This window comes from Marinicauda pacifica, from assembly GCF_004793635.1.
In the GTDB taxonomy this organism is placed as follows: Bacteria; Pseudomonadota; Alphaproteobacteria; order Caulobacterales; family Maricaulaceae; genus Marinicauda; species Marinicauda pacifica.
This window is the reverse complement of record NZ_SRXV01000001.1, coordinates 122,619-141,566: the sequence shown is the minus strand read 5'-3', so window position 1 is coordinate 141,566 and position 18,948 is coordinate 122,619. Positions and strand designations below refer to the sequence as shown.

19 protein-coding genes are annotated in these 18,948 nt (G+C 65.4%); 15 read left to right on the top strand and 4 right to left on the bottom strand.

Translation table 11 applies throughout. The features are described 5' to 3' along the window. Positions 1-3: 3 nt before the first annotated feature. From purB to E5162_RS00715, 6 genes are all read left to right on the top strand, one after another. On the top strand, positions 4-1,308 hold the full coding sequence (purB, locus tag E5162_RS00740) for an adenylosuccinate lyase (protein ID WP_135943049.1): 1,305 nt from the start codon (positions 4-6) through the stop codon (positions 1,306-1,308). A gap of 67 nt (positions 1,309-1,375) precedes the next feature. Next, positions 1,376-2,323: an aspartyl protease family protein gene (locus E5162_RS00735; protein ID WP_135943048.1), complete on the top strand. Its 948-nt coding sequence runs from the start codon at positions 1,376-1,378 to the stop codon at positions 2,321-2,323. Between the two features lie 108 nt (positions 2,324-2,431). After that, positions 2,432-2,866, top strand: a complete 435-nt coding sequence (locus E5162_RS00730; RefSeq protein ID WP_135943047.1) for a TlpA family protein disulfide reductase — start codon at positions 2,432-2,434, stop codon at positions 2,864-2,866. Positions 2,867-2,915: 49 nt separating this feature from the next. Then, positions 2,916-3,440 (top strand): MgtC/SapB family protein, encoded by a 525-nt coding sequence (locus tag E5162_RS00725; RefSeq protein WP_135943046.1) that lies wholly within the window; start codon positions 2,916-2,918, stop codon positions 3,438-3,440. Between the two features lie 84 nt (positions 3,441-3,524). Further along, positions 3,525-5,336 (top strand): L,D-transpeptidase family protein, encoded by a 1,812-nt coding sequence (locus E5162_RS00720; protein WP_135943045.1) that lies wholly within the window; start codon positions 3,525-3,527, stop codon positions 5,334-5,336. Next, positions 5,329-6,426: a D-Ala-D-Ala carboxypeptidase family metallohydrolase gene (locus E5162_RS00715; RefSeq protein ID WP_135943044.1), complete on the top strand. Its 1,098-nt coding sequence runs from the start codon at positions 5,329-5,331 to the stop codon at positions 6,424-6,426. The genes E5162_RS00720 and E5162_RS00715 overlap by 8 nt, the downstream gene beginning before the upstream one ends. A gap of 46 nt (positions 6,427-6,472) precedes the next feature. Here E5162_RS00715 and E5162_RS00710 read toward each other — a convergent pair whose 3' ends face one another. Continuing rightward, positions 6,473-6,940 (bottom strand): thiol-disulfide oxidoreductase DCC family protein, encoded by a 468-nt coding sequence (locus tag E5162_RS00710; RefSeq protein WP_135943043.1) that lies wholly within the window; start codon positions 6,938-6,940, stop codon positions 6,473-6,475. Further along, positions 6,940-7,263 (bottom strand): DUF1476 domain-containing protein, encoded by a 324-nt coding sequence (locus E5162_RS00705; protein WP_135944099.1) that lies wholly within the window; start codon positions 7,261-7,263, stop codon positions 6,940-6,942. Before E5162_RS00705 ends, E5162_RS00710 begins: the two co-directional genes overlap by 1 nt. A gap of 259 nt (positions 7,264-7,522) precedes the next feature. Between E5162_RS00705 and purC the strand changes: the two genes are divergently transcribed. From purC to purL, 6 genes are all read left to right on the top strand, one after another. Continuing rightward, positions 7,523-8,281, top strand: a complete 759-nt coding sequence (gene purC, locus E5162_RS00700; RefSeq protein ID WP_135943042.1) for a phosphoribosylaminoimidazolesuccinocarboxamide synthase — start codon at positions 7,523-7,525, stop codon at positions 8,279-8,281. Beyond that, a complete protein-coding gene (gene purS, locus E5162_RS00695; protein WP_135943041.1) occupies positions 8,281-8,523 on the top strand; it encodes a phosphoribosylformylglycinamidine synthase subunit PurS in 243 nt (80 codons plus the stop codon). Before purC ends, purS begins: the two co-directional genes overlap by 1 nt. A gap of 81 nt (positions 8,524-8,604) precedes the next feature. Then, positions 8,605-8,859, top strand: coding sequence for a type II toxin-antitoxin system ParD family antitoxin (locus E5162_RS00690; RefSeq protein WP_135943040.1), 255 nt, complete (start codon positions 8,605-8,607; stop codon positions 8,857-8,859). Continuing rightward, on the top strand, positions 8,843-9,139 hold the full coding sequence (locus E5162_RS00685; RefSeq protein ID WP_158291148.1) for a type II toxin-antitoxin system RelE/ParE family toxin: 297 nt from the start codon (positions 8,843-8,845) through the stop codon (positions 9,137-9,139). Before E5162_RS00690 ends, E5162_RS00685 begins: the two co-directional genes overlap by 17 nt. A 66-nt stretch (positions 9,140-9,205) precedes the next feature. After that, positions 9,206-9,871 (top strand): phosphoribosylformylglycinamidine synthase subunit PurQ, encoded by a 666-nt coding sequence (purQ, locus tag E5162_RS00680; RefSeq protein WP_135943038.1) that lies wholly within the window; start codon positions 9,206-9,208, stop codon positions 9,869-9,871. Then, on the top strand, positions 9,868-12,099 hold the full coding sequence (gene purL / locus E5162_RS00675; RefSeq protein ID WP_135943037.1) for a phosphoribosylformylglycinamidine synthase subunit PurL: 2,232 nt from the start codon (positions 9,868-9,870) through the stop codon (positions 12,097-12,099). Before purQ ends, purL begins: the two co-directional genes overlap by 4 nt. Positions 12,100-12,114: 15 nt before the next feature. Here purL and E5162_RS00670 read toward each other — a convergent pair whose 3' ends face one another. Both E5162_RS00670 and E5162_RS00665 read right to left on the bottom strand, forming a co-directional pair. Further along, on the bottom strand, positions 12,115-14,871 hold the full coding sequence (locus E5162_RS00670) for a PQQ-binding-like beta-propeller repeat protein (protein ID WP_135943036.1): 2,757 nt from the start codon (positions 14,869-14,871) through the stop codon (positions 12,115-12,117). Positions 14,872-14,972: 101 nt separating this feature from the next. After that, complete coding sequence (locus tag E5162_RS00665) at positions 14,973-15,761, bottom strand: glycosyltransferase family protein (RefSeq protein ID WP_135943035.1); 789 nt, start codon at positions 15,759-15,761, stop codon at positions 14,973-14,975. Between the two features lie 119 nt (positions 15,762-15,880). Between E5162_RS00665 and pseB the strand changes: the two genes are divergently transcribed. The 3 genes from pseB (at position 15,881) to E5162_RS00650 (ending at position 18,915) form a co-directional block, all read left to right on the top strand. Continuing rightward, positions 15,881-16,969, top strand: a complete 1,089-nt coding sequence (gene pseB, locus E5162_RS00660) for a UDP-N-acetylglucosamine 4,6-dehydratase (inverting) (protein ID WP_135943034.1) — start codon at positions 15,881-15,883, stop codon at positions 16,967-16,969. A gap of 61 nt (positions 16,970-17,030) precedes the next feature. Continuing rightward, complete coding sequence (locus tag E5162_RS00655; RefSeq protein ID WP_135943033.1) at positions 17,031-17,708, top strand: UDP-N-acetylglucosamine--N-acetylmuramyl-(pentapeptide) pyrophosphoryl-undecaprenol N-acetylglucosamine transferase; 678 nt, start codon at positions 17,031-17,033, stop codon at positions 17,706-17,708. Between the two features lie 160 nt (positions 17,709-17,868). Beyond that, complete coding sequence (locus E5162_RS00650) at positions 17,869-18,915, top strand: beta/alpha barrel domain-containing protein (RefSeq protein WP_135943032.1); 1,047 nt, start codon at positions 17,869-17,871, stop codon at positions 18,913-18,915. Positions 18,916-18,948: the final 33 nt, after the last annotated feature.

Genomic DNA, 18,948 nt, shown 5'->3' with positions numbered 1-18,948 from the left:
GACATGATCCCCCGCTATACCCGCCCGGAAATGGAAGCGATCTGGAGCCCGGAAAACAAATACCGGATCTGGTTCCTGATCGAAGCGCACGCGACCGACAAGCTGGCCGAGCTGGGCGTCGTGCCGCAATCGGCAGCCGAAGCGGTGTGGACGGCCAAGGATGTCGAATTCGACATTGCGCGCATCGACGAAATCGAGCGCGAGGTCAAACACGACGTCATCGCCTTCCTGACCCATCTGGGCGAGCATGTGGGCGAGCAGGCCCGCTTCGTGCACCAGGGCCTGACGAGTTCGGACGTGCTGGACACCTGCCTGGCGGTGCAGATGCGCGATGCCGCCGACCTGCTGCTGGCCGGCCTCGACCGGCTGCTGGCCGCGCTGGCGACACGGGCGAAGGAGCACAAGAACACGGTCTGCATCGGGCGCAGCCACGGCATCCACGCGGAGCCGACCACGTTCGGTATCAAGCTGGCGCGCTTCTATGCCGAGTTTGACCGGGCCCGCACCCGCCTCATCGCCGCGCGCGAGGAAATCGCGACCTGCGCCATCTCCGGCGCGGTCGGCACGTTCGCCAATATCGATCCGCGCGTGGAAGAGCATGTCGCCGAGCAGCTCGGCCTGACGCCCGAGCCGGTCTCCAGCCAGGTCATCCCGCGCGACCGGCACGCGAACTACTTCGCCGTGCTTGGCCTGGTGGCGAGCTCGATCGAGAATCTGGCGGTGGAAATCCGTCACCTCCAGCGCAGCGAAGTGCGCGAGGCCGAAGAATTCTTCTCCAAGGGGCAGAAAGGCTCCTCGGCCATGCCGCACAAGCGCAACCCGATCCTGACCGAGAACCTGACCGGCCTGGCGCGCCTCGTGCGCTCGGCGGTGATGCCGGCCATGGAGAATGTCGCGCTGTGGCACGAGCGCGATATTTCCCACTCTTCGGTCGAGCGCGGGATAGGGCCGGACGCCACCGTCCATCTCGATTTCGCCCTGCATCGCGCGGCGGGCGTGATCGAGAAGCTGGTCGTGCGCGAGGAAGCCATGAAGGCCAATCTGGATGCGCAGGGCGGGCTTCACAATTCGCAGCGCGTGCTGCTGGCCCTGACCCAGAAGGGGGTCAGCCGCGAAGACTCCTACCGCCTGGTCCAGCGCAATGCGCTGGCGACGTGGGACGAAGGCGGGCATCTGCGCGACCGGCTGAAGGCCGATGGCGAGGTCATGGACCGGCTTTCGGACCGCGAGATCGACGCGCTGTTCGACGAGAGCTTCCACGCCAAGCATGTCGACACCATCTTCGCGCGGGTGTTCGGGGCGAGCTAAGCCTCGCCTTGCATCGCGATGATGGCCGCGCTCTAATTCGCAACGAGACCGTGCGAAGGGAGACAGCGTGGCCGTCCTGTCGATGATTGCAGCGGGGATTGCAGCAGGGATTGCAGCGGGAGCGGCCATGAGCGTGGCCGGCCCCACGCCTGGGGTGGCCTCGCAGGATCGAAGCTATGATCTGCACCAGGCCGTTGCCGGTCATTACTCGATCACGGTCGACCTGGGCGAACCGGTCCGGTTTCGCGGCTATCTCGAACCGGTCGACCGCGTTCCCTTCATTTTCGATACCGCAACCACGCACACCGCCGTCGCCGAACCGGTGGCCGCCCAGCTCGGCTATCAGCGCGACGCATCGCGCTATCGGCGTGCCGATTCGATGACCGGCGCGTTCGACACCGAATACTTCACGCTGTCCGGGTTCGATTTCGGCGCCGGATCCCGCGCCGTCAACGCGATCGTCCTGTTCGACGATCAGACGCGTGCCTTCCATGCCGCCGGCCTGATGGGGGCGGACGCGATTGGCGCGGGCGGCTACAGCCTCGACCTTCCAGCCGCACAGCTTCGCCTGACCGAGGGGGGTCCGCTTCGCGGCGACCTGCGCCTCTCCCCCGAACGGCTGATGCTGGGCGAAGCGCGTGTGGGCGGGGTGTCCACCCCGATCAAGATCATGATCGATACCGGCGCGACGGCGTCGCTGGGCAACATGGCGCTCGCCCGCGCAGCACGCGGCGGCCGCTCGGCACAGACGACACAGGTGGAAGGGGTCAGTTCCAGCGAAACCGTGGTGAGCTATGAGCGCAAGCTTGTGGCCGGGCTTGAGGTGGGCGATTTGTGCATGGGCTGGTTCTATGTCTCGGTCGCCGACGTTCACGCCTTCGACGTGCGTGGCTGGGCGGACGAACCGGCCCTCATCATCGGGCTGGATGTGCTGCGCCATGCGCGCATCGATGTGGATCGCGAAACCGGCCTGGTCGATATCTCAGGGCTCACCGATCATGAGTGCGAGAGGTAGGCGGGGAGCGCTTTCCAGGTCCCGGGTCTGCGCTGCGCTTCGCCCGGGATTTCAGCGTGTGATACGGTGGGCCTTCGTCCCGTCGCGGCCTTCACACAGGAGACGCAGATGCAGCTTTCCCTTCGGCGTGCGTTCGCGGTGATGGCGCTGTGGCTGTGCGCGTCCGCGGCAAGCCTCGCCCAAAGCCCGCAGGAGCCGCGGCTGGTGGCCGCGACCTTCCGGTCGGACTGGTGCGGGCCCTGCCGGGTTCTCGAACCGCGCCTGGACCGGATCAGCGCGGACTACCGGGACGCGCCCATCGAGTTCGTGACCTTCGATTTCACGCTGGGCCGGCGGCTGGGTGTCGAGGATCTCGCCCGGGAGGAAGGACTGACGCGTCTTCTCGATGAAGAAAGGGGCGCCACGGGCTTCCTGCTGCTGGTCGACCGCGAGACCGGCGACCGGCTGGCGCGCATCACCATGCATTACAGCGATGCGGACATACGCGGCGCGTTCGAGCATGCGCTGGCGGTGGTCGAACGCCGGGAGTCCTTCGGGCTCTGACCGGGGAACCTTCGCGCCACCCCTCCGTTCAAAGAGCAGAGGAGGCGACATGTTCGAGGCCATCTTCCAGACCGGGCCAGCGGAGTCCTACCCCGTCGCGGCGTTTCGCCTGTTTCTGGCGGCGATTGCCGGCGCGTTTATCGGGCTGGAGCGCGAAGACCCCGAACGTAATGCCGGGCTGCGCACCAACATGCTGGTCAGCCTGGCCGCCTGCCTGTTCACCCTGACTGCGCTGGGCATGACTGTCATGATTACCGGCGAGCAGGATGGGTCACGCCCTGACCCGATCCGAGTGATCGAGGCTGTCACCTCCGGTGTCGCCTTCATCGCGGCCGGGTCGATCATCCGCTCCGGCGCCGATGTGCGGGGGGTGACGACCGCCGCCGCGCTCTGGCTCGCCGGCGCCATCGGTGTGTCGATCGGCGTCGGGCATATTCTGCTGCCAGGGACTGCCATCGTCATCGCGCTGCTTGTCCTCGTCGGTCTGCGCAGGCTGGAACACTCCGTCTTCGAAACAAAAGAGGATAAAGGCCCCAAGTCGCTTGACGATAAAGACGACGAGGACGCGAACTAGGACCGCGTCTGCAGACAAATCGGAACGCGACTCCTCCAAAGGCTCTTGATTCAGCAAAGCTGACGCAAGGACGCCTCAAACGTCATGACTTACCAAAGCACTGCGCGCGCCTTTCTTCTTTCGAGCGCTGCCATTCTAGCCATCTCAACCCCCTCGCCCGCCCAGACGCCGATGAGCCGGGTCGATCCCGAGGTGCAGGGCGAGACCACCGGGCCGGACGGCGCCATCGCGCAATCGAGCGTGGCCGGAGCCATTCAGGAAGCGATGGTGGACGATACGCTGCGGGCCATGATCGGTCCGGACGCCGAAGGCCTGATGACCGCGGCGGAAAAAGCCTATGCGATCCGGGTCTTCGACTCGATCTGGGACAGAGGGGGTGTGCGCGATCTTGTGCGTGCGCTGGAAGAGGCGCCGCAGTCGGGAGTCTATATCGCTCCTGGCCTGCTGGAGCGTGTGCGCGATATCGGCGCCCTCGACAGGCTGAGCGACACCGAACGCGCCCGGGCCGACCTGACACTGACAGCCGCGTTCCTTCTTTACGCCGATGCGCGGGTCAACGGCGTCACCGACCCCGGCGACATCGCCGATGCGCCCGTCATCGAGGATACCGCGTCCGAGAACCTCTCGCTCTGGCTGGCCGAGGCGGGCGAAGGCCTGTTCGACTATAGCGAGCTGGACCCCGACCATGACGAATTCTCCAGCCTGCGCGAGCTGCGCGGACATTATCGCGCGCGCGCCGAGACCGACAGCTGGGAGGCTATCGACGCCCCCGGCGAGCTGATCGAGGTCGGCGATGAGGATGCGATCGTGGAGGACTTGCGAACGCGTCTGGCCGCCGAGGATTACGACGTGCCAGACGCGCCGGTGCGCGAGGTCGAGACACAATCCGGGGCTACACGGGAGGAAGCGCATACCGCGCTGTTCACCGAAGAGCTGTCCGAGGTTCTCAAAGCCTTCCAGCGCGACCGGGGGCTCAAGGTTGACGGGATTGTCGGCCCGAGCACGCTGGCCGAACTCAACGCGACACCCGGCGATCTCGTCGATCGCATCGACGCCAATCTGGAACGATGGCGCTGGGCGCCCGAACGCTTCGCGCCGACGCATGTGCGCGTGAACATCCCCGCCTACAAGGCGCGCGCCTATGAGGATGGGGAGGTGGCCGTCGAGATGAAGGCAATCGTGGGCCGCAGCAGCCGGCAGACGCCGATGCTGACCGATTCGCTCGAATACCTGGTGGCCAACCCGCGCTGGTACGTGCCGGAGAGCATTCTGGAACGCGACAAGCTGGACGATATTCGCGGGAGCGGAGACTACATCGAGAGCCACGATTATTTCGTGCTCGACCGCGATACCGGCGAGCGCGCCGACCCGGACACGGTCTCGTGGGATACGCAGGACGTCGCAGAGGAATACCGGCTGGTCCAGGAACCCGGCGAAGAGAACGCGCTGGGCGAGCTGAAATTCATGTTCCCCAACAACCAGGCCATCTATCTGCACGGGACGCCGGCCCAGCACCTGTTCGACGATGCGCACCGCAGCTTCAGCTCCGGGTGTATCCGCCTGGCCGAGCCGCTGCGCATGAGTGACTGGCTGGCCAGTCAGGACGAGCGGCTGGACGCGCAGAACGTTCGCGACGTCGTCGCCGGACAGGAGCTTGAGCGGCTCGAACTGGAGAACCCGGTTCCGATCCACACCGTGTATTTCACCGCCACCGTCGACGAGACCGGCGATGCCCGCTTCCATCCCGACATCTATGGCTGGGACGCGGCGACGCTGCAGGCCATGCGGGACAACCCGGTCTCCTTTGCCGACCAGACCGGCCAGACCCCGATCACCGATTCCACCCAGGAAGCCCGCATCGACGGGCGCAATGACGAGGTGCCCACCGATGCGTAAGCGTCTTTGCCTCAGCACGGCAGCGTTCGCGCTGTTCGCCTCGACGGCATGCGCCGACGAGGTGAGCTCGCAAAGCGATCCGCAAACGCAGCTGCCCCGGACGCAAGCCCGGACCGAAGCCCCATCTGGCGTGCAGGAGAGCCCGGCGTCCTCGCCCGGCCAGTCAGAAGAAAGCGCGCCGGCCGGCGGTGAAAGGCTGGACGAGGTTCTGACCGAGCTTGCCAACCGGCCCGACCGGACGCCGCCCAAGGACACTTGGCTGAACGTCGCGGTGAACGGCGACGAGGCGCCCTACCCGCTCTGGCATGAAACCCTCATGCCTGGCGAGACTCTAAGCCTGGAGGCAGAAGGCGAGTTTGCCATCGGCGTCGACAGCGAACGAGCCACGGGCCTGGCCAGCAGCCATAGCTGGACCGCGCCGGACGAGCCGGGCATTCACCGGCTGGTGGCCTTCAACCCGGATGGAGAGTTACAGCGCCTGACCGTCTTCGTCCTGAGCGAGATGGACGATCGGGGCTCCAATACCGTGATGGAAGGCTACCGGATCGGCGAGTATCCCGAAGATACGCCCGAGGGCCTGATCCGCCTGACGCAGGGCGACATGGATGTCCCGGTCTCGCCCAACTTCACCATCGGCCAGTTCATCTGCAAGCAGCAGCCGGCCCACTGGCCGAAATTCCTGATGGTGACCGAGCCGATGCTGACACGGATCGAAGCCCTCATCCGGGAGCTGAACGCGGCAGACCGCACCGATGCCGAGAGCTTCTTCGTGATGAGCGGGTACCGCACGCCCTTCTACAACACGGCGATCGGCTCCGCGTCGCGGTCGCGTCACATGTATGGGGATGCGGCCGATGTCTTCGTCGATACCGATCCGCAGAATAATGTGATGGACGATATCGACGGCGATAACCGGGTCACCCGGGCGGACGCGGAATTCCTGTACGATTTCGCCAGCGAGCTGTTCACCAAGAGCGACGAGCTGCCCGCAGGCGGGATCGGGGCCTATGGCGCCAATGCCGCACACGGTCCGTTCGTGCATGTCGATGGCCGGGGCAGCGTAGCCCGCTGGGGCCGCCGCGGCAGCTAGCGCCTCTCTCCAAGCGCCAACCCGCCAAGTCTTCGCTGACCGCGCGTCAGCTGTCGATCAGGCGGGCGCGCAGCCTTGGGTCGGGTATGGCGCACAGATCGTTGCGCCCGAACCAGGCGTAGCGATTGCGCGCGACCACGCGATAGGCCCATTCGCGCGGGCCCCGCGGCAGCCACGACCCGACATGGGCCAGCGCCCGCCAGGGAAGGGACAGGCGCTTTCCGACCGCGATGATTGCGTCGCTGGAGGTCAACGCCTCGCCCTCGACCAGCGCAAGCCAGGACCAGGGGTCTTCCGGGTCGAGCCGGAAATGTTTCAGCAAGGCCCGGCCTGTGGGCGACTGGACGGTGGCGATCCGGCACACATCGTCGCGGTCGCTGCGCGCAATGGTCCGCGCGCCCAGCGAGCACAACGCGCAATTTCCGTCCATCACGAGCACGATCTTGCCGTCCGGCAAGGCGGGAAGGGCAGACATGTCCGCGCCGGCCTCTTCGATGCGGCCGAGCCGGGCCATCAGCCCTCGCTGCGGACCTGTTCGCGCGCCTCGGCCATCAACTCGTCCATCGTGCGGCGCAGCTGGTGGTCGGACTGGTCCACATTCTTCGCATCGAAATCGGCGCGCACCTTGCGGAACACGTCCTCGTCGCCGGGCTCCTCGAAGTCGACCTTGACCAATTCCTTCTTGTAGGCGTCGATCTCGTCGGCGGAGAGGCCCATCAGCTCGCCGGCCCATGCCGCGAGCAGGCGGTTGCGGCGCACCTGTGCCTTGAATTCGAGGTCCTGGTCGTGAACGTACTTGTTTTCGAATGCCTTCTCGCGGTCGTTGAAGTTCGGCATGTCAATTCCTCTCATCAAAGGCGGGCTTTCCTTGTTGGAAGTATCGTGCGGCGGCGCGATAATCAATCTGTCACGGTAGGCTGGACGGCATGGACGCTCTGTTGCAGCAGGCCGGCTTTGCCATTATGGTCACGCCCGAATTGGCGGCCCGTTTTCGCGGGCCGCCTCTTCTCATTTTTGAAAGAGCGCAAGGCCCGCCCTCGACCAAGTCATTCGCACCGGACGGGCCCGGCGCCATGTACCGGAGTGCGAACGCCTCATGTCCCGCGGCAAGAAACTCTACGAAGGCAAAGCGAAGATTCTCTATGAAGGGCCCGAACCGGGCACGCTGGTCGCCCATTTCAAGGATGACGCGACCGCCTTCAACAACAAGAAGCGCGCAACGCTGGAGGGCAAGGGCGTCCTGAACAACCGGATCTCCGAGTTCATCATGACGCAGCTGAACAGCATCGGGGTGCCGACTCACTTCATCCGCCGCCTGAATATGCGCGAACAGCTGGTACGCGAAGTCGAGATCGTGCCGCTCGAAGTCGTCGTGCGCAATGTCGCGGCCGGTTCGATCGCCAAGCGCCTCGGGCTGGAAGAAGGCGAGGCACTGCCGCGCTCCATCGTCGAATTCTATTACAAGAACGATGCGCTCGAAGATCCGATGGTCAGCGAGGAACACATCACCGCGTTCAACTGGGCCACGACCCAGGACATTGACGACATGCTCGCCATGTCGCTGCGCGTGAACGATTTCATGTCCGGCCTGTTTGCCGGTGCCGGCATCCGTCTGGTCGACTTCAAGCTGGAATACGGCCGGGTCTACGACCAGAACGACATGCCGCGCCTCATCCTGGCGGACGAGATCAGCCCCGATTCCTGCCGGCTGTGGGACATCGAGACCAATGAGAAGATGGACAAGGACCGCTTCCGCCGCGATCTGGGCAACGTCACCGAGGCCTATGCCGAAGTGGCGCGCCGGCTCGGCATCATGAAGGAAAACGGCCCGTCCGAAGCCAACGAGGCGAAGTGATGAAAGCGCGCATCCACATCTATCTCAAACCCGGCGTCCTGGACCCGCAGGGCTCGGCCGTGGCCCACTCGCTCAACCATCTCGGGTTCGAGGAAGTCAGCGCCGCCCGCCAGGGCAAGCTGATCGAGCTCGACCTTGAAACCGCCGACGCCGAAGAAGCCGAAGCGCGCGTCAAGGAGATGTGCGACAAGCTGCTCGCCAACCCGGTGATCGAAAATTACGACATCGAATTGAGCGCCTGAGCCGGAAGGCCGCCAGCGACAATTGTATCGGGACGGCATTCATGGCAATATTTGCCACTCTTTGATCAAGGAGTGGCTGTCATGCCGACCATGAATGTCTCCCTTCCCGAAGGCCTGAAAGCCGTTGTCGACGAAGCGGTCGGCTCGGGCCGCTATGCCAGCGCCAGCGATTACGTGCGCGATCTCATCCGCAAGGACGAGGAAATCAAGCAGAAGCGCGCGGAATTCATTCGCCTGATACGCGAAGGCGAAGAGAGTGGTATAAGCGAGCAATCGGTCGAGGAGATCTTCGCCGAGGCGCGCGCGGAGGCCATTGAACGTGGTTATAAAGATTGAGGTTAGCCAAAGAGGCCAACACGACCTTCGCCAAATCTATTTCCAGGGCGCCGAAGACCACGGGATCGACCAGGCCGACCGCTACCGCGATCAAATGCTGGAGATTTTCCGCCTCATAGCCGAGTTTCCCTTCGCGGGTGTCCCGGTCGATGACATGTCCGGTGAAACGCGAAGCTACCTCTTTAAATCGCACCGGATCGTGTACCGAATTCGACCGGGGAAGCTTCCTCTGATCCTCCGCGTCCTGCACGCTCGCCAGCTGCCGCCGGACGCCCTGTAATTCTCCGCGATCTCTCCCGCCACACGCTCTCGCCAAGCGGTGCGAGCCCTGCTAAACGCTGCCCCCATGAAAACAGCCGTCATCGTCTTTCCTGGATCCAATTGCGACCGCGACGCCGCGGACGCGCTGGAACGCGTCACCGGTACACCGGCCGAAATGGTCTGGCATGAAGACACGACCCTGCCGGACGGGCTCGACCTCGTCATGGTGCCGGGCGGATTTTCCTACGGTGACTATCTGCGCTCCGGCGCGATCGCCGCGCGCTCGCCCATCATGCGCGACGTAGTCAAGAAGGCCGGCGACGGCACGCCGGTCCTGGGCGTCTGCAACGGCTTCCAGATCCTGATCGAGACCGGGCTGCTGCCCGGTGCGCTGATGCGCAATGCCGGGCTTCGCTTCGTATGCGAAAGAACACCACTTTCGGTCGAAACGACGAACTCCATGTTCACGCGCGCCTACACCGATCAGCATGAAGTGCTGTTCCCGGTCGCGCACCACGACGGCAATTACTTCGCGGACGAAGAAACGCTTGCGCGCCTTGAAGGCGATGGCCGCGTGGCCTTCCGCTACCTGGCCAATCCGAACGGCTCCATCCACGATATTGCGGGCATCACCAATGAGGCCGGCAATGTGCTGGGCATGATGCCCCACCCCGAACGCGCCGTGGACGAGACCCATGGGGGCACGCACGGGCGCGGCGTCTTCGAAAGCCTGCTGGGAGGCCAGAAATGACCGAGACCCATTACGCCCCAGGCATTGATGAGGATGTCGCCCTCGACCACGTCACGGCCGAGGAGTACGACATCATCCTGTCCGAGCTGGGCCGGGCTCCGAACCTGGTCGAGCTGGGTATTTTCTCGGTGATGTGGTCGGAGCACTGCTCCTACAAGTCCTCGCGCCTGCACCTGGCCAAGTTTCCGACCTCGGGCGAGCGCGTGGTCTACGGCCCGGGCGAGAATGCCGGCGTGGTCGATATCGGCGACAACCAGGTGGCCGTCTTCAAGATGGAGAGCCACAACCACCCCAGCTTCATCGAACCCTATCAGGGTTCGGCGACCGGCGTGGGCGGCATCCTGCGCGACGTGTTCACGATGGGCGCCCGCCCGGTGGCGCTGATGAACGCGCTGCGCTTCGGCGATCCTTCGCATCCGAAGACTCGCCAGCTCGTCTCCGGCGTGGCCGCCGGCATTGGCGGCTACGGCAACTGCGTCGGGGTGCCGACGGTGGGCGGCGAGACCAATTTCGACAAGGGCTATAACGGCAACATCCTGGTCAATGCGATGGCAGTCGGCCTGGCCGACCGCGACAAGATCTTTACCGCTGCCGCACGCGAAGTGGGCTATCCGGTACTCTATGTCGGCGCCAAGACAGGCCGGGACGGCATTCACGGCGCGACCATGGCGTCGGCCGAGTTCGGCGAGGGCTCGGAAGAAAAGCGTCCGACCGTGCAGGTAGGCGACCCCTTCACCGAGAAGAAGCTGATCGAAGCCTGCCTGGAGCTGATGAGCGAAGATGCGATCAGCTCGATCCAGGATATGGGCGCGGCCGGCCTGACCTCCTCCTCGGTGGAGATGGCAAGCTCGGGCGGCGTGGGCATCGAGCTCGACCTCGATCACGTCCCCCAGCGCGAAACCGCGATGACGGCTTACGAGATGATGCTGTCGGAATCCCAGGAACGCATGCTGATGATCATCAAGCCCGGCCGCGAACATGTGGCCGAGCGGGTCTTCAAGAAGTGGGATCTCGATGTCGCGACCATCGGCAAGACGACCGATACCGGGCGGCTGGTGCTCAGGCACAAGGGCGAGACGGTCTGCGACCTGCCCCTCGATCCGATCGGGGAAAAGGCGCCCAAATACGACCGCCCTCACTTCCCGGCCGAGGCCCGCGCCAGCATCGATGCGTCCCGGCTCAAAGCGCCGGCCGATCTCGGGCAGACGCTGAAATCGCTGATCGGCTCGCCCGACATGGCGTCCAAGAAGTGGATCTGGAGCCAGTACGACCGGCACGTCATGGCCGATACGGTCACCAGTTCCGAAGACCCGGCCGACGCGGCCATCGTGCGCGTGCACGGCTCGAACAAGGCGCTGGCCATCACCACCGACTGCACACCGCGTTATTGCGCGGCCGACCCGTTCGAGGGCGGCAAGCAGGCCGTCGCCGAAGCCTGGCGCAACCTGACGGCGGTCGGCGCAGACCCGATCGCGATTACCGACTGCCTGAATTTCGGCAATCCCGAACGCCCTGAAATCATGGGCCAGTTCGTGGGCTGCGTGGAAGGCATGGCGGCGGCGTGCGGCGCCCTCTCCTTCCCGGTCGTGTCCGGCAATGTGTCGCTCTACAACGAGACCGACGGCAAGGCCATTCCGCCGACCCCGGCGGTCGGCGCAGTCGGGCTCATTCCCGATGTGAGCGTACGTGCCGGATTTGGCGGCATGAAAGAGGGCCAGGTCCTGCTCTGCGTCGGCGAGACGCAGGGCCAGCTCGGGGCCTCGCTCTACCTGCGCCACATCGAGGGCGACGATGACGGCGCACCGCCGGGCGTCGATCTCGAGGTGGAGAAGCGCAATGGCGATTTCGTCCGCGGCCAGATCCGGTCGGGCCGCGCGCGCATTGTCCACGACATCTCCGATGGCGGACTGGCCTGTGCCGCCGCCGAAATGGCGATCGCGTCGGGCGTTGGTGTGAAGCTGGCCCATGAAGGCCAGGTGGAGCTGTTCGCCTGGGCATTCGGTGAAGACCAGGCGCGCTATCTGATTGCCGCTGACGGCGCAGACGCCGAGGCGATCCTCAAAGCGGCCAAGAGTGCGGACATTCCCGCGATGGCGGTCGGCCTGGTCGGCGGCGACCAGCTGACGCTGAACGCTCAGCACGCAGTGTCGCTGTCCGAGCTGAAGCGGGCGCATGAAGACTGGATGCCGGCTCTGATGGCCAATGCCCAGGACGAGCGCGCGGCCTGAGCCGCGCGGGCCAGGCTAGAACAGGGCGAGCGTTCCGCCGCCGCCGCCACCGGCATTCATGCGCTCGAGCCCGGCGGAGTAGTTGGCGATCTGGGCCTGGAGATAGGCCGGCACCGTACCGCCGCGATTGCCCGCCTTGGGACCGGCCATCAGGTCTTTCAGCGCCGGATCCATCGTCAGCTCGCGATAGGCGCGCTGGACCTTGGCCAGCGCCGCCGTCAGGGCGTCGTTGGCGACGGTGGCGGCATCATTGTTGTCGATGCTCAACGCATTGGGCAGTTCCAGCGCGAAGACCTTGGGCGCGTCCGAGGTGGTATCCTCATCCTTGTCCAGAGCGCTTTTCTTGCCCTCCACGACGCCGAGGGGCAGGCCCAGCCCGCTGAGTGCATCGGCGCCCTTTTCCCCGGCGAAGAACTCCACCGCAACGCCCACATTGGGCTGCACGCGCAGGATGTCGCCGGCACTCGAGCGGCGCACGTCGGCCCGCCCGTCCAGAAGCATCACCGAATTCAGCTTGAAGGTCAGCGAACGCATCGTCTCGTTCGCCTCGATGGTGATCTTCTTCTTCCGGCCGCCATCGACCGAAACGAAAAAGCTGTCGCCGGCACGCACCGCGGACCGGTCGGTCACCAGCCGGCTGTCGGAGTATTTAAGCTCCCCGGACGGCAGGCCCATGCGTGACAAGGCGTTGTCGCCCTGAGGATCGACGACGATGCCGGCGCCCTCGCTCAACCCGCCGCGGCCGGAGACCTGATGGACCCAGTCGAGCGCGCCGGTGGCGGCATCCAGCCCGGCGGCGAACGTGTTGCGATCGCCGCTCTGGGTGGCGCCGGGAAGGGCATCGGATGTCTTGCCGGTCAGGTATATCTTGCCATTTGCAGCTGCGACGCCGGAGGCCGAGTTATCGCCGGCTGCGCCGAGGAAGGTGGTGTAGTCCACGCTGGCTGCCGGGCCGTCACTGATCCTGACGAGAACCGCGTCTCGCCCGCCCTGATTGGCCGAGACGACATTGCCGGGATTGAAGCCGGAACCCGCAGCGCCGGACAGGTAGATCGCGCCGTCCGCATCGACGGCCAGACCGCCGATCCGGCCGCTGTCCATATCGCCCAGATCGAGTGTCCAGACAGGCGCGCCGGTACCGTCGTCGCCGGCGGCATATTTGGTCAGGACCGCGCGGCCCTCTTCCTGCGTGGCGACGATCAGGCCGCCATCGGAGGCCATGGCCGTAGCGCGCACTTCCTGGGTCCCCGCGCCGCCGCCAACGCCGCGCGTGTAAAGCGTATTACCGTTCTCATCGAGGGCGCGAAGATAGCCGTCCGTCCCGCCCGTGCTCGCGACACCGCCAAAGGCAGCATCGGTGCGCCCGCCGACATAGACCGTCCCGTCCGCCCCGAGCGTGACGCTGCGCGCCTCGTCGTCCTCGCGTCCGCCGAAGCGGCGCGCCCATTGCTCGACGCCCTCGGCCGAATACTTGACGACCAAGGAGTCCTTGCCGCCCACCCGATTGGTGCCGCTGAGCTCCCCGCTCACCGAGCCGGCCACGATGACATTGCCCGAGGAATCCACCGCAACGGCCGAACCGCCGGCGCTGTCGGCAGCGCCCAGAACGCGCGACCAGAGCTTCTTCCCAGTGGAATCATAGCGCATCAGGACCAGATCCTGCTCGCCCTTCAGCGCCTGGCCGTCCACGGCATGACTTGTATGGCCCACAACATAGATGCCGCCATCCTCGCTCCGCGCCGTTGCGGAAACGACCAGCGGGTTGGATGTGGTACTGGTGGTGGTTTCCCCGTCATCGTCGGTCGTTTCGGTCACGGTCGCATCGGATTCGATGCGCCGGATGAAGGCCTGATCGCCGCCGCCGGCCAGATTGACCAGCTTGGTCAGCTGGCCGCCCGCAGTCTCGCCGGTGCCCGACAAGCCCGCAACGTAGACGGCCGGAGTGCCGGTAGAGGGCGTGAAACTTACCTTCTCGGTGAGGATACCCTTGATCGTGAAGCCGAAATTATTGCCCTCGATCACGCCGATATCGTTCTTCTCGCCGATCTTGGTCCGCTCAAAGCGCGTCAGCACCCCTTCGGCTTCGAGCTTGGTATTGATGTGCGCGGCGACGTTGTCGAGACTGCGCGCCGTGCCGCCCATGTCGGCAAGATCGATGTTGATGACGGTGTCGACGCCGTTTTTGCGCACGGTGATGTCGAAGGCCATCGCGCCGGTGAAGGCGTCGACTTCGGCGTCGAACGCCCCCGAATGCAGGATGCCGGTCTTGTAGCTGGATTCCCCGCGCGAAATCGCGAGCGTGCTTTCGGCCTTGGACAATTGTTCGCCCTTGACCACCGAAACGCCGGTCAGGTCAGTGTCCTCGAAGAAGCCGGACAGCTGCTCCATGCCCTCCTGGAAGCGCCGGTTCCAGAAGCTGCGCTCCGCGTCTGTCGTAGTCTTGTCGAGCGCGGCCGAGGACAGGGACTGAAGGCGGCGCAGACCCTGATGCATCGCGAACAGCGTCTTCTCGTCCTCACCCGTTTCCATATCGGCGAACTCGCCGAATTTGGGATCGAAGAAATTACCATCGGCCAGAACCGAGCGGCGCAGCGATTCCAGCGCCGTGACGCCACCGGTGGGGTCCCAGGGAGGGATGATTTCGTTGGAGCGGGCATTTGCCCCTTGCGGCGTGCCGGTGCTGGCGCCGGACGGCTGCGGATTCGAGCCGGCGAGGCGCATGGAGGCCTGCGCGCTGTAGTAGGATGTCAGCAGTCCGACCGACAGAACCATGGTCTGCCTTACGCTCCTGTGATGACGCACACACTGCGCCACCCGCCAGTCTCCACCGGCGAAGCTAAGAAATCGTTAGGAAATGGGACTAGCGCCCGGCCTCACGCGGCCAGGGAGAGCGAGACCGGGTCGGTTTCGATATCGGCGCGGTCGCCAGCGCCCAGGCGCATCTCGTCGACGCAGGCTGAATTGATCTCCACCAGGTCGGGTCGGCGCAGGCAGAGCGCGGCGATCTCGGCCGCGCTGGCACGCGCCGCATCGGCACCCAGCGCGGCAAAGACTGCGCGCAGGAAGACCAGATCCTCTTCGCGCTCGAGCACCCAGCGCAAGCGTTCCAGCCCGCCGCCGGGACCGGTGAGCGAGGCGCGCACGAGGCGGGAATCAGCGCGCAGGGCCTGACTGACCGACTGGCGCGCCTCCACGGTCGCGCTGGCCGCTTCGACTTCGAACAGGCATCTGGAGGAAAACACCTCGCACTCCAGCCCGTGGGGGAAGCGCGGCGGCATGGCATTGGTTGCGTAGTCGGCGCGGCTGTCGCGATGGAGAGCGAGGGTTTGCGCGATCAGGCCGGGATCGGCGAAGGCCGCGCTGGCAGGAACATGAACCAGGGTGGTGGCGCCAGCCATCTCGGCGGCCTCGGCATAGAGACCGAGCGGGTCCGTGCCCGGTCCGCGCACAACCATGTAGCCGTGGTCGCCGGCCTCTTCCTCGACCGGATCGTGCGCGCTGTCGCCGGGGATGGCGCATACCACCAGGTCGACGCCCGGCGTGGCGCGGCACCGGTCCAGGCACCGGATCAGGGCGGTCTGCTGTCCAAGGGTCTGGAGAATCGCGCCGGGAAGGCGCGTGGCATCGAGCCGGGCCTGAACAATCACGGCGGTGGTGGTCATCGCGGGCAATCTCCCGTGCCGGCAATCCTAGCGTGATCCTGCGCCGTGACGCCTAACGTCACGTTAACCGGCGCGCGCAAAGGGTTAACGCGAGGTCCGGTCAGACAAGGAAAATGACCATGAGCCAGAACGCCGCCAAGTCTTCGCCGCCGAAGGGCGAAGCCGAACTGCCGCATTTCGTCCGACGCGACTTTCGAACGCCGCGCTTCGATCTGAACGGAAAGACCATCCTGATCACCGGGGGGACGGGCAGCTTTGGCCGGCGCTTCGTGGAAACCGTGATCAAGGAGTTCAAGCCGAAGAAGCTCATCATCTTCTCGCGCGACGAGCTCAAGCAGTACGAGATGGCGCAGACCTACTCGCCGCAGGAACACGCTTTCCTGCGCTACTTCATCGGGGATGTGCGCGACGAGGCGCGCCTGGAAATGGCCATGCGCAATGTCGACGTCGTGATCCATGCCGCCGCGCTCAAGCACGTGCCGATCGCCGAATACAATCCGTTCGAATGCATCAAGACCAACGTGATGGGCGCCCAGAATGTGGTTTCCGCCGCGATCAAGCGCGGGGTCAAGCATGTCTGCGCCCTGTCCACCGACAAGGCCGCCAGCCCCATCAACCTGTACGGCGCGTCGAAACTGGCGTCCGACAAGATCTTCACCGCCGCGCAGGCCATGGGCGGCGGTGACGGTCCGACCTTTTCGGTCGTGCGCTATGGCAATGTGGTGGGATCGCGCGGATCGGTGGTCCCGTTCTTCCAGCAGCTTGTCAAGAACGGCACCGACCATCTGCCGATCACCGACGAGCGCATGACGCGCTTCTGGATCACGCTGAACCAGGGCGTGAATTTCGTCATGTCCTCCCTCGCCATGGCCAAGGGCGGGGAGATTTTCGTGCCGAAAATCCCCTCCATGCGCACGACCGATCTGGCGCATACGATCGCGCCGGACCTGCCCCACAGGTTGGTCGGCATCCGGCCGGGCGAAAAACTTCACGAAGTCATGATCGGCTCCGACGATGCGCGCACCTCGGTCGAGCTCGACGACCGCTACGTGATACTTCCCTCGTACGATCAAAAGGTTATCGGCCTCTGGCATGCCGATGGCGGCAAGCCTTTGCCCGACGGGTTCGCCTACAGCTCGGACAGCAATCCCGAGCGGCTCGACGCGCGCGCGCTGCAAGGGCTTCTCCAGGAAACCGTCTCGGGCTAAACGTCCCTTTATGGGACAGGCAAGACTGCTCTTTTGCAGCCCGAGACGGGCGAAGACGACATTGGATTCCGGATTTGCACAGATTGCCGAAGGCCTGTGCAATGACGGTCGCAGAGATCACCTGCCCGGTTCGCTCGAGCTGCTGATCGACCACGGCGACACCGCGCGCGACGAGTCTGCGTGCGACGCGTTGCGCCGGCACGCCACCCGGGTACGCCAAGCGGCAGGCGAGCGCGCGCGCCAGCGTGGAAGAATCCAGATCGCGGTCACACCGGCCATTGCCGGAACGCCGGAAATCTACGAGTCCGTGCAGCAATCGGCCCGGTCGCTCGATGATCAGCTCGATCTGCACACTTATTTCGACTGTACCGGCCTTTTCGAAACCGTCGCCGGAAACGACCTGTTGATCACGACCGGCGGTCTGAGCTGCCTGACGGCGGCTGCCGCCGGCCTGGCCCAGATCATCATCCCGCGCAACGCCCGGGAAGACCGCCTGGCCAGCGAACTCGACCGGGCCGGCGCCGCTATGAAGCTGCATTCCGGCGACGAGATCGCGATCGCACTGGAGCGCGCGCTGAGCGATCTCGTCGCTGTGCCGGCCATGCTGCGCCTCATGCACGAGACGGCGCTGGACCTGTGCGAGGTGGTCGACTGCGAGACCATCGTGGCCGCGACCCTGGCCTTTTATGCAGGCTCGGAGCAGGCGGCCGAGCCGGCGCCCCACAAACGCATCGGCTAGGGTCAAGTGACTGACAAGGCAACGCGTTTAGCTCGACCCCGTCCCGCGACCAACCCTCCGGTTGTGTTTTCGTCGCGCGGCGGGCCGAATCGCGTCAACCTTCATTAACGGCGCATTAGCGCAAATCAGGTCCCACTGGTCTCCACGCAGGAGGTGGCCAATGACCGAGACCCGAATTCGACTGCTCGACACGACCCTGTCCGGCGCCAGCGCCGCAATCGGGTATGGGTTCAACGCCAATTATACCTACGCCATGACCCAGGCGATGGAAGACGCAGGCGTGGACGCCATCGAGGTCGGTCACGGCCTGGGGCTGGGCGCCGAACGTCAGGGACGCGCCCCGGCCTGCGAAAGCGATTACCGTCATATGCAGGCGGCCCGGATGGCCGCGCGCAAGGCCCGGATCGGGGTCAGCGCCCGGACCGGAACCGCGCTGGAGGCCGACATCGAAACGGCTCAGCGCGCCGGAATGGACTTCGTGCGGGTCGGGGTGGACGCCGCCCTTGTCGACTCCGCCCGCGGCCTGGTCGATCACGCCGTCGCGACCGGGCTGGAAACTCAGCTCATCCTCTTCAACGTCTACTCGCTGCCTGTGGCCGAGCTGCGCAACTTTGCCGGCACACTGGGCGCGTGGGGCCTGTCGACTGTGGTCATCAGCGATTGCGCGGGCGGAATGGTCCCGGCCCAGGTGCGCAATTATGTGCGCGCCCTGACCGACAAGACCGATCTGAGCGTCGGCTTTGCCGGACGCGACAACATGCAGCTCGCCGCCGGCAATGCATTCGCCGCGATCGAGGCGGGAGCGCGCCAGGTGGAAGGCGCCCTCAAAGGCATGGGCACCGGCGCCGGCACCATCCAGCTTGAGTCCTTCGCCGGCGCGTTGCGCAAGGCCGGTCTGTCTGTTCAGGCCGACCCGCTTGAGCTCGACGGCGTCGCCAACAAATTCATCACCAAGGCCGAGTTCGCCCGGGGCCGCGGTCACGACGAACTGATCCAGGCCCTGTCGCTCCTGCCGGAGTCCAGTGCGATCGAGGTCGAGGGCGTGGCCGGCGAATACGGGCTGGAGCCCGCCGCGCTCGCGATTCAAGCGGGACGCATCGGCGGTGGCCTGCCGATGGACCGCAACGCCCTGCGCGCCGTGGCCCAGATCGCCATCTGGGCCCGCGAGGACGGGGTGAGCGAACGCGATGACAGCGCGGTGATCTAGAGGATCTGGCCGCAGCGCCGCATGCGCCTAACC

What these genes read in the sequence shown, in the direction of transcription:
- E5162_RS00705 (WP_135944099.1), bottom strand. Translation starts at nt 7,263, where the DNA reads ATGCCGAACTTCAACGACCGCGAGAAGGCATTCGAAAACAAGTACGTT.
- E5162_RS00715 (WP_135943044.1), top strand. Translation starts at nt 5,329, where the DNA reads ATGCGTAAGCGTCTTTGCCTCAGCACGGCAGCGTTCGCGCTGTTCGCC.
- E5162_RS00730 (WP_135943047.1), top strand. Translation starts at nt 2,432, where the DNA reads ATGCAGCTTTCCCTTCGGCGTGCGTTCGCGGTGATGGCGCTGTGGCTG.
- purQ (WP_135943038.1), top strand. Translation starts at nt 9,206, where the DNA reads ATGAAAACAGCCGTCATCGTCTTTCCTGGATCCAATTGCGACCGCGAC.
- purC (WP_135943042.1), top strand. Translation starts at nt 7,523, where the DNA reads ATGTCCCGCGGCAAGAAACTCTACGAAGGCAAAGCGAAGATTCTCTAT.
- pseB (WP_135943034.1), top strand. Translation starts at nt 15,881, where the DNA reads ATGAGCCAGAACGCCGCCAAGTCTTCGCCGCCGAAGGGCGAAGCCGAA.
- E5162_RS00670 (WP_135943036.1), bottom strand. Translation starts at nt 14,871, where the DNA reads ATGGTTCTGTCGGTCGGACTGCTGACATCCTACTACAGCGCGCAGGCC.
- E5162_RS00720 (WP_135943045.1), top strand. Translation starts at nt 3,525, where the DNA reads ATGACTTACCAAAGCACTGCGCGCGCCTTTCTTCTTTCGAGCGCTGCC.
- purB (WP_135943049.1), top strand. Translation starts at nt 4, where the DNA reads ATGATCCCCCGCTATACCCGCCCGGAAATGGAAGCGATCTGGAGCCCG.
- E5162_RS00665 (WP_135943035.1), bottom strand. Translation starts at nt 15,761, where the DNA reads ATGACCACCACCGCCGTGATTGTTCAGGCCCGGCTCGATGCCACGCGC.
- E5162_RS00725 (WP_135943046.1), top strand. Translation starts at nt 2,916, where the DNA reads ATGTTCGAGGCCATCTTCCAGACCGGGCCAGCGGAGTCCTACCCCGTC.
- E5162_RS00710 (WP_135943043.1), bottom strand. Translation starts at nt 6,940, where the DNA reads ATGGCCCGGCTCGGCCGCATCGAAGAGGCCGGCGCGGACATGTCTGCC.
- purL (WP_135943037.1), top strand. Translation starts at nt 9,868, where the DNA reads ATGACCGAGACCCATTACGCCCCAGGCATTGATGAGGATGTCGCCCTC.
- E5162_RS00690 (WP_135943040.1), top strand. Translation starts at nt 8,605, where the DNA reads ATGCCGACCATGAATGTCTCCCTTCCCGAAGGCCTGAAAGCCGTTGTC.
- purS (WP_135943041.1), top strand. Translation starts at nt 8,281, where the DNA reads ATGAAAGCGCGCATCCACATCTATCTCAAACCCGGCGTCCTGGACCCG.
- E5162_RS00650 (WP_135943032.1), top strand. Translation starts at nt 17,869, where the DNA reads ATGACCGAGACCCGAATTCGACTGCTCGACACGACCCTGTCCGGCGCC.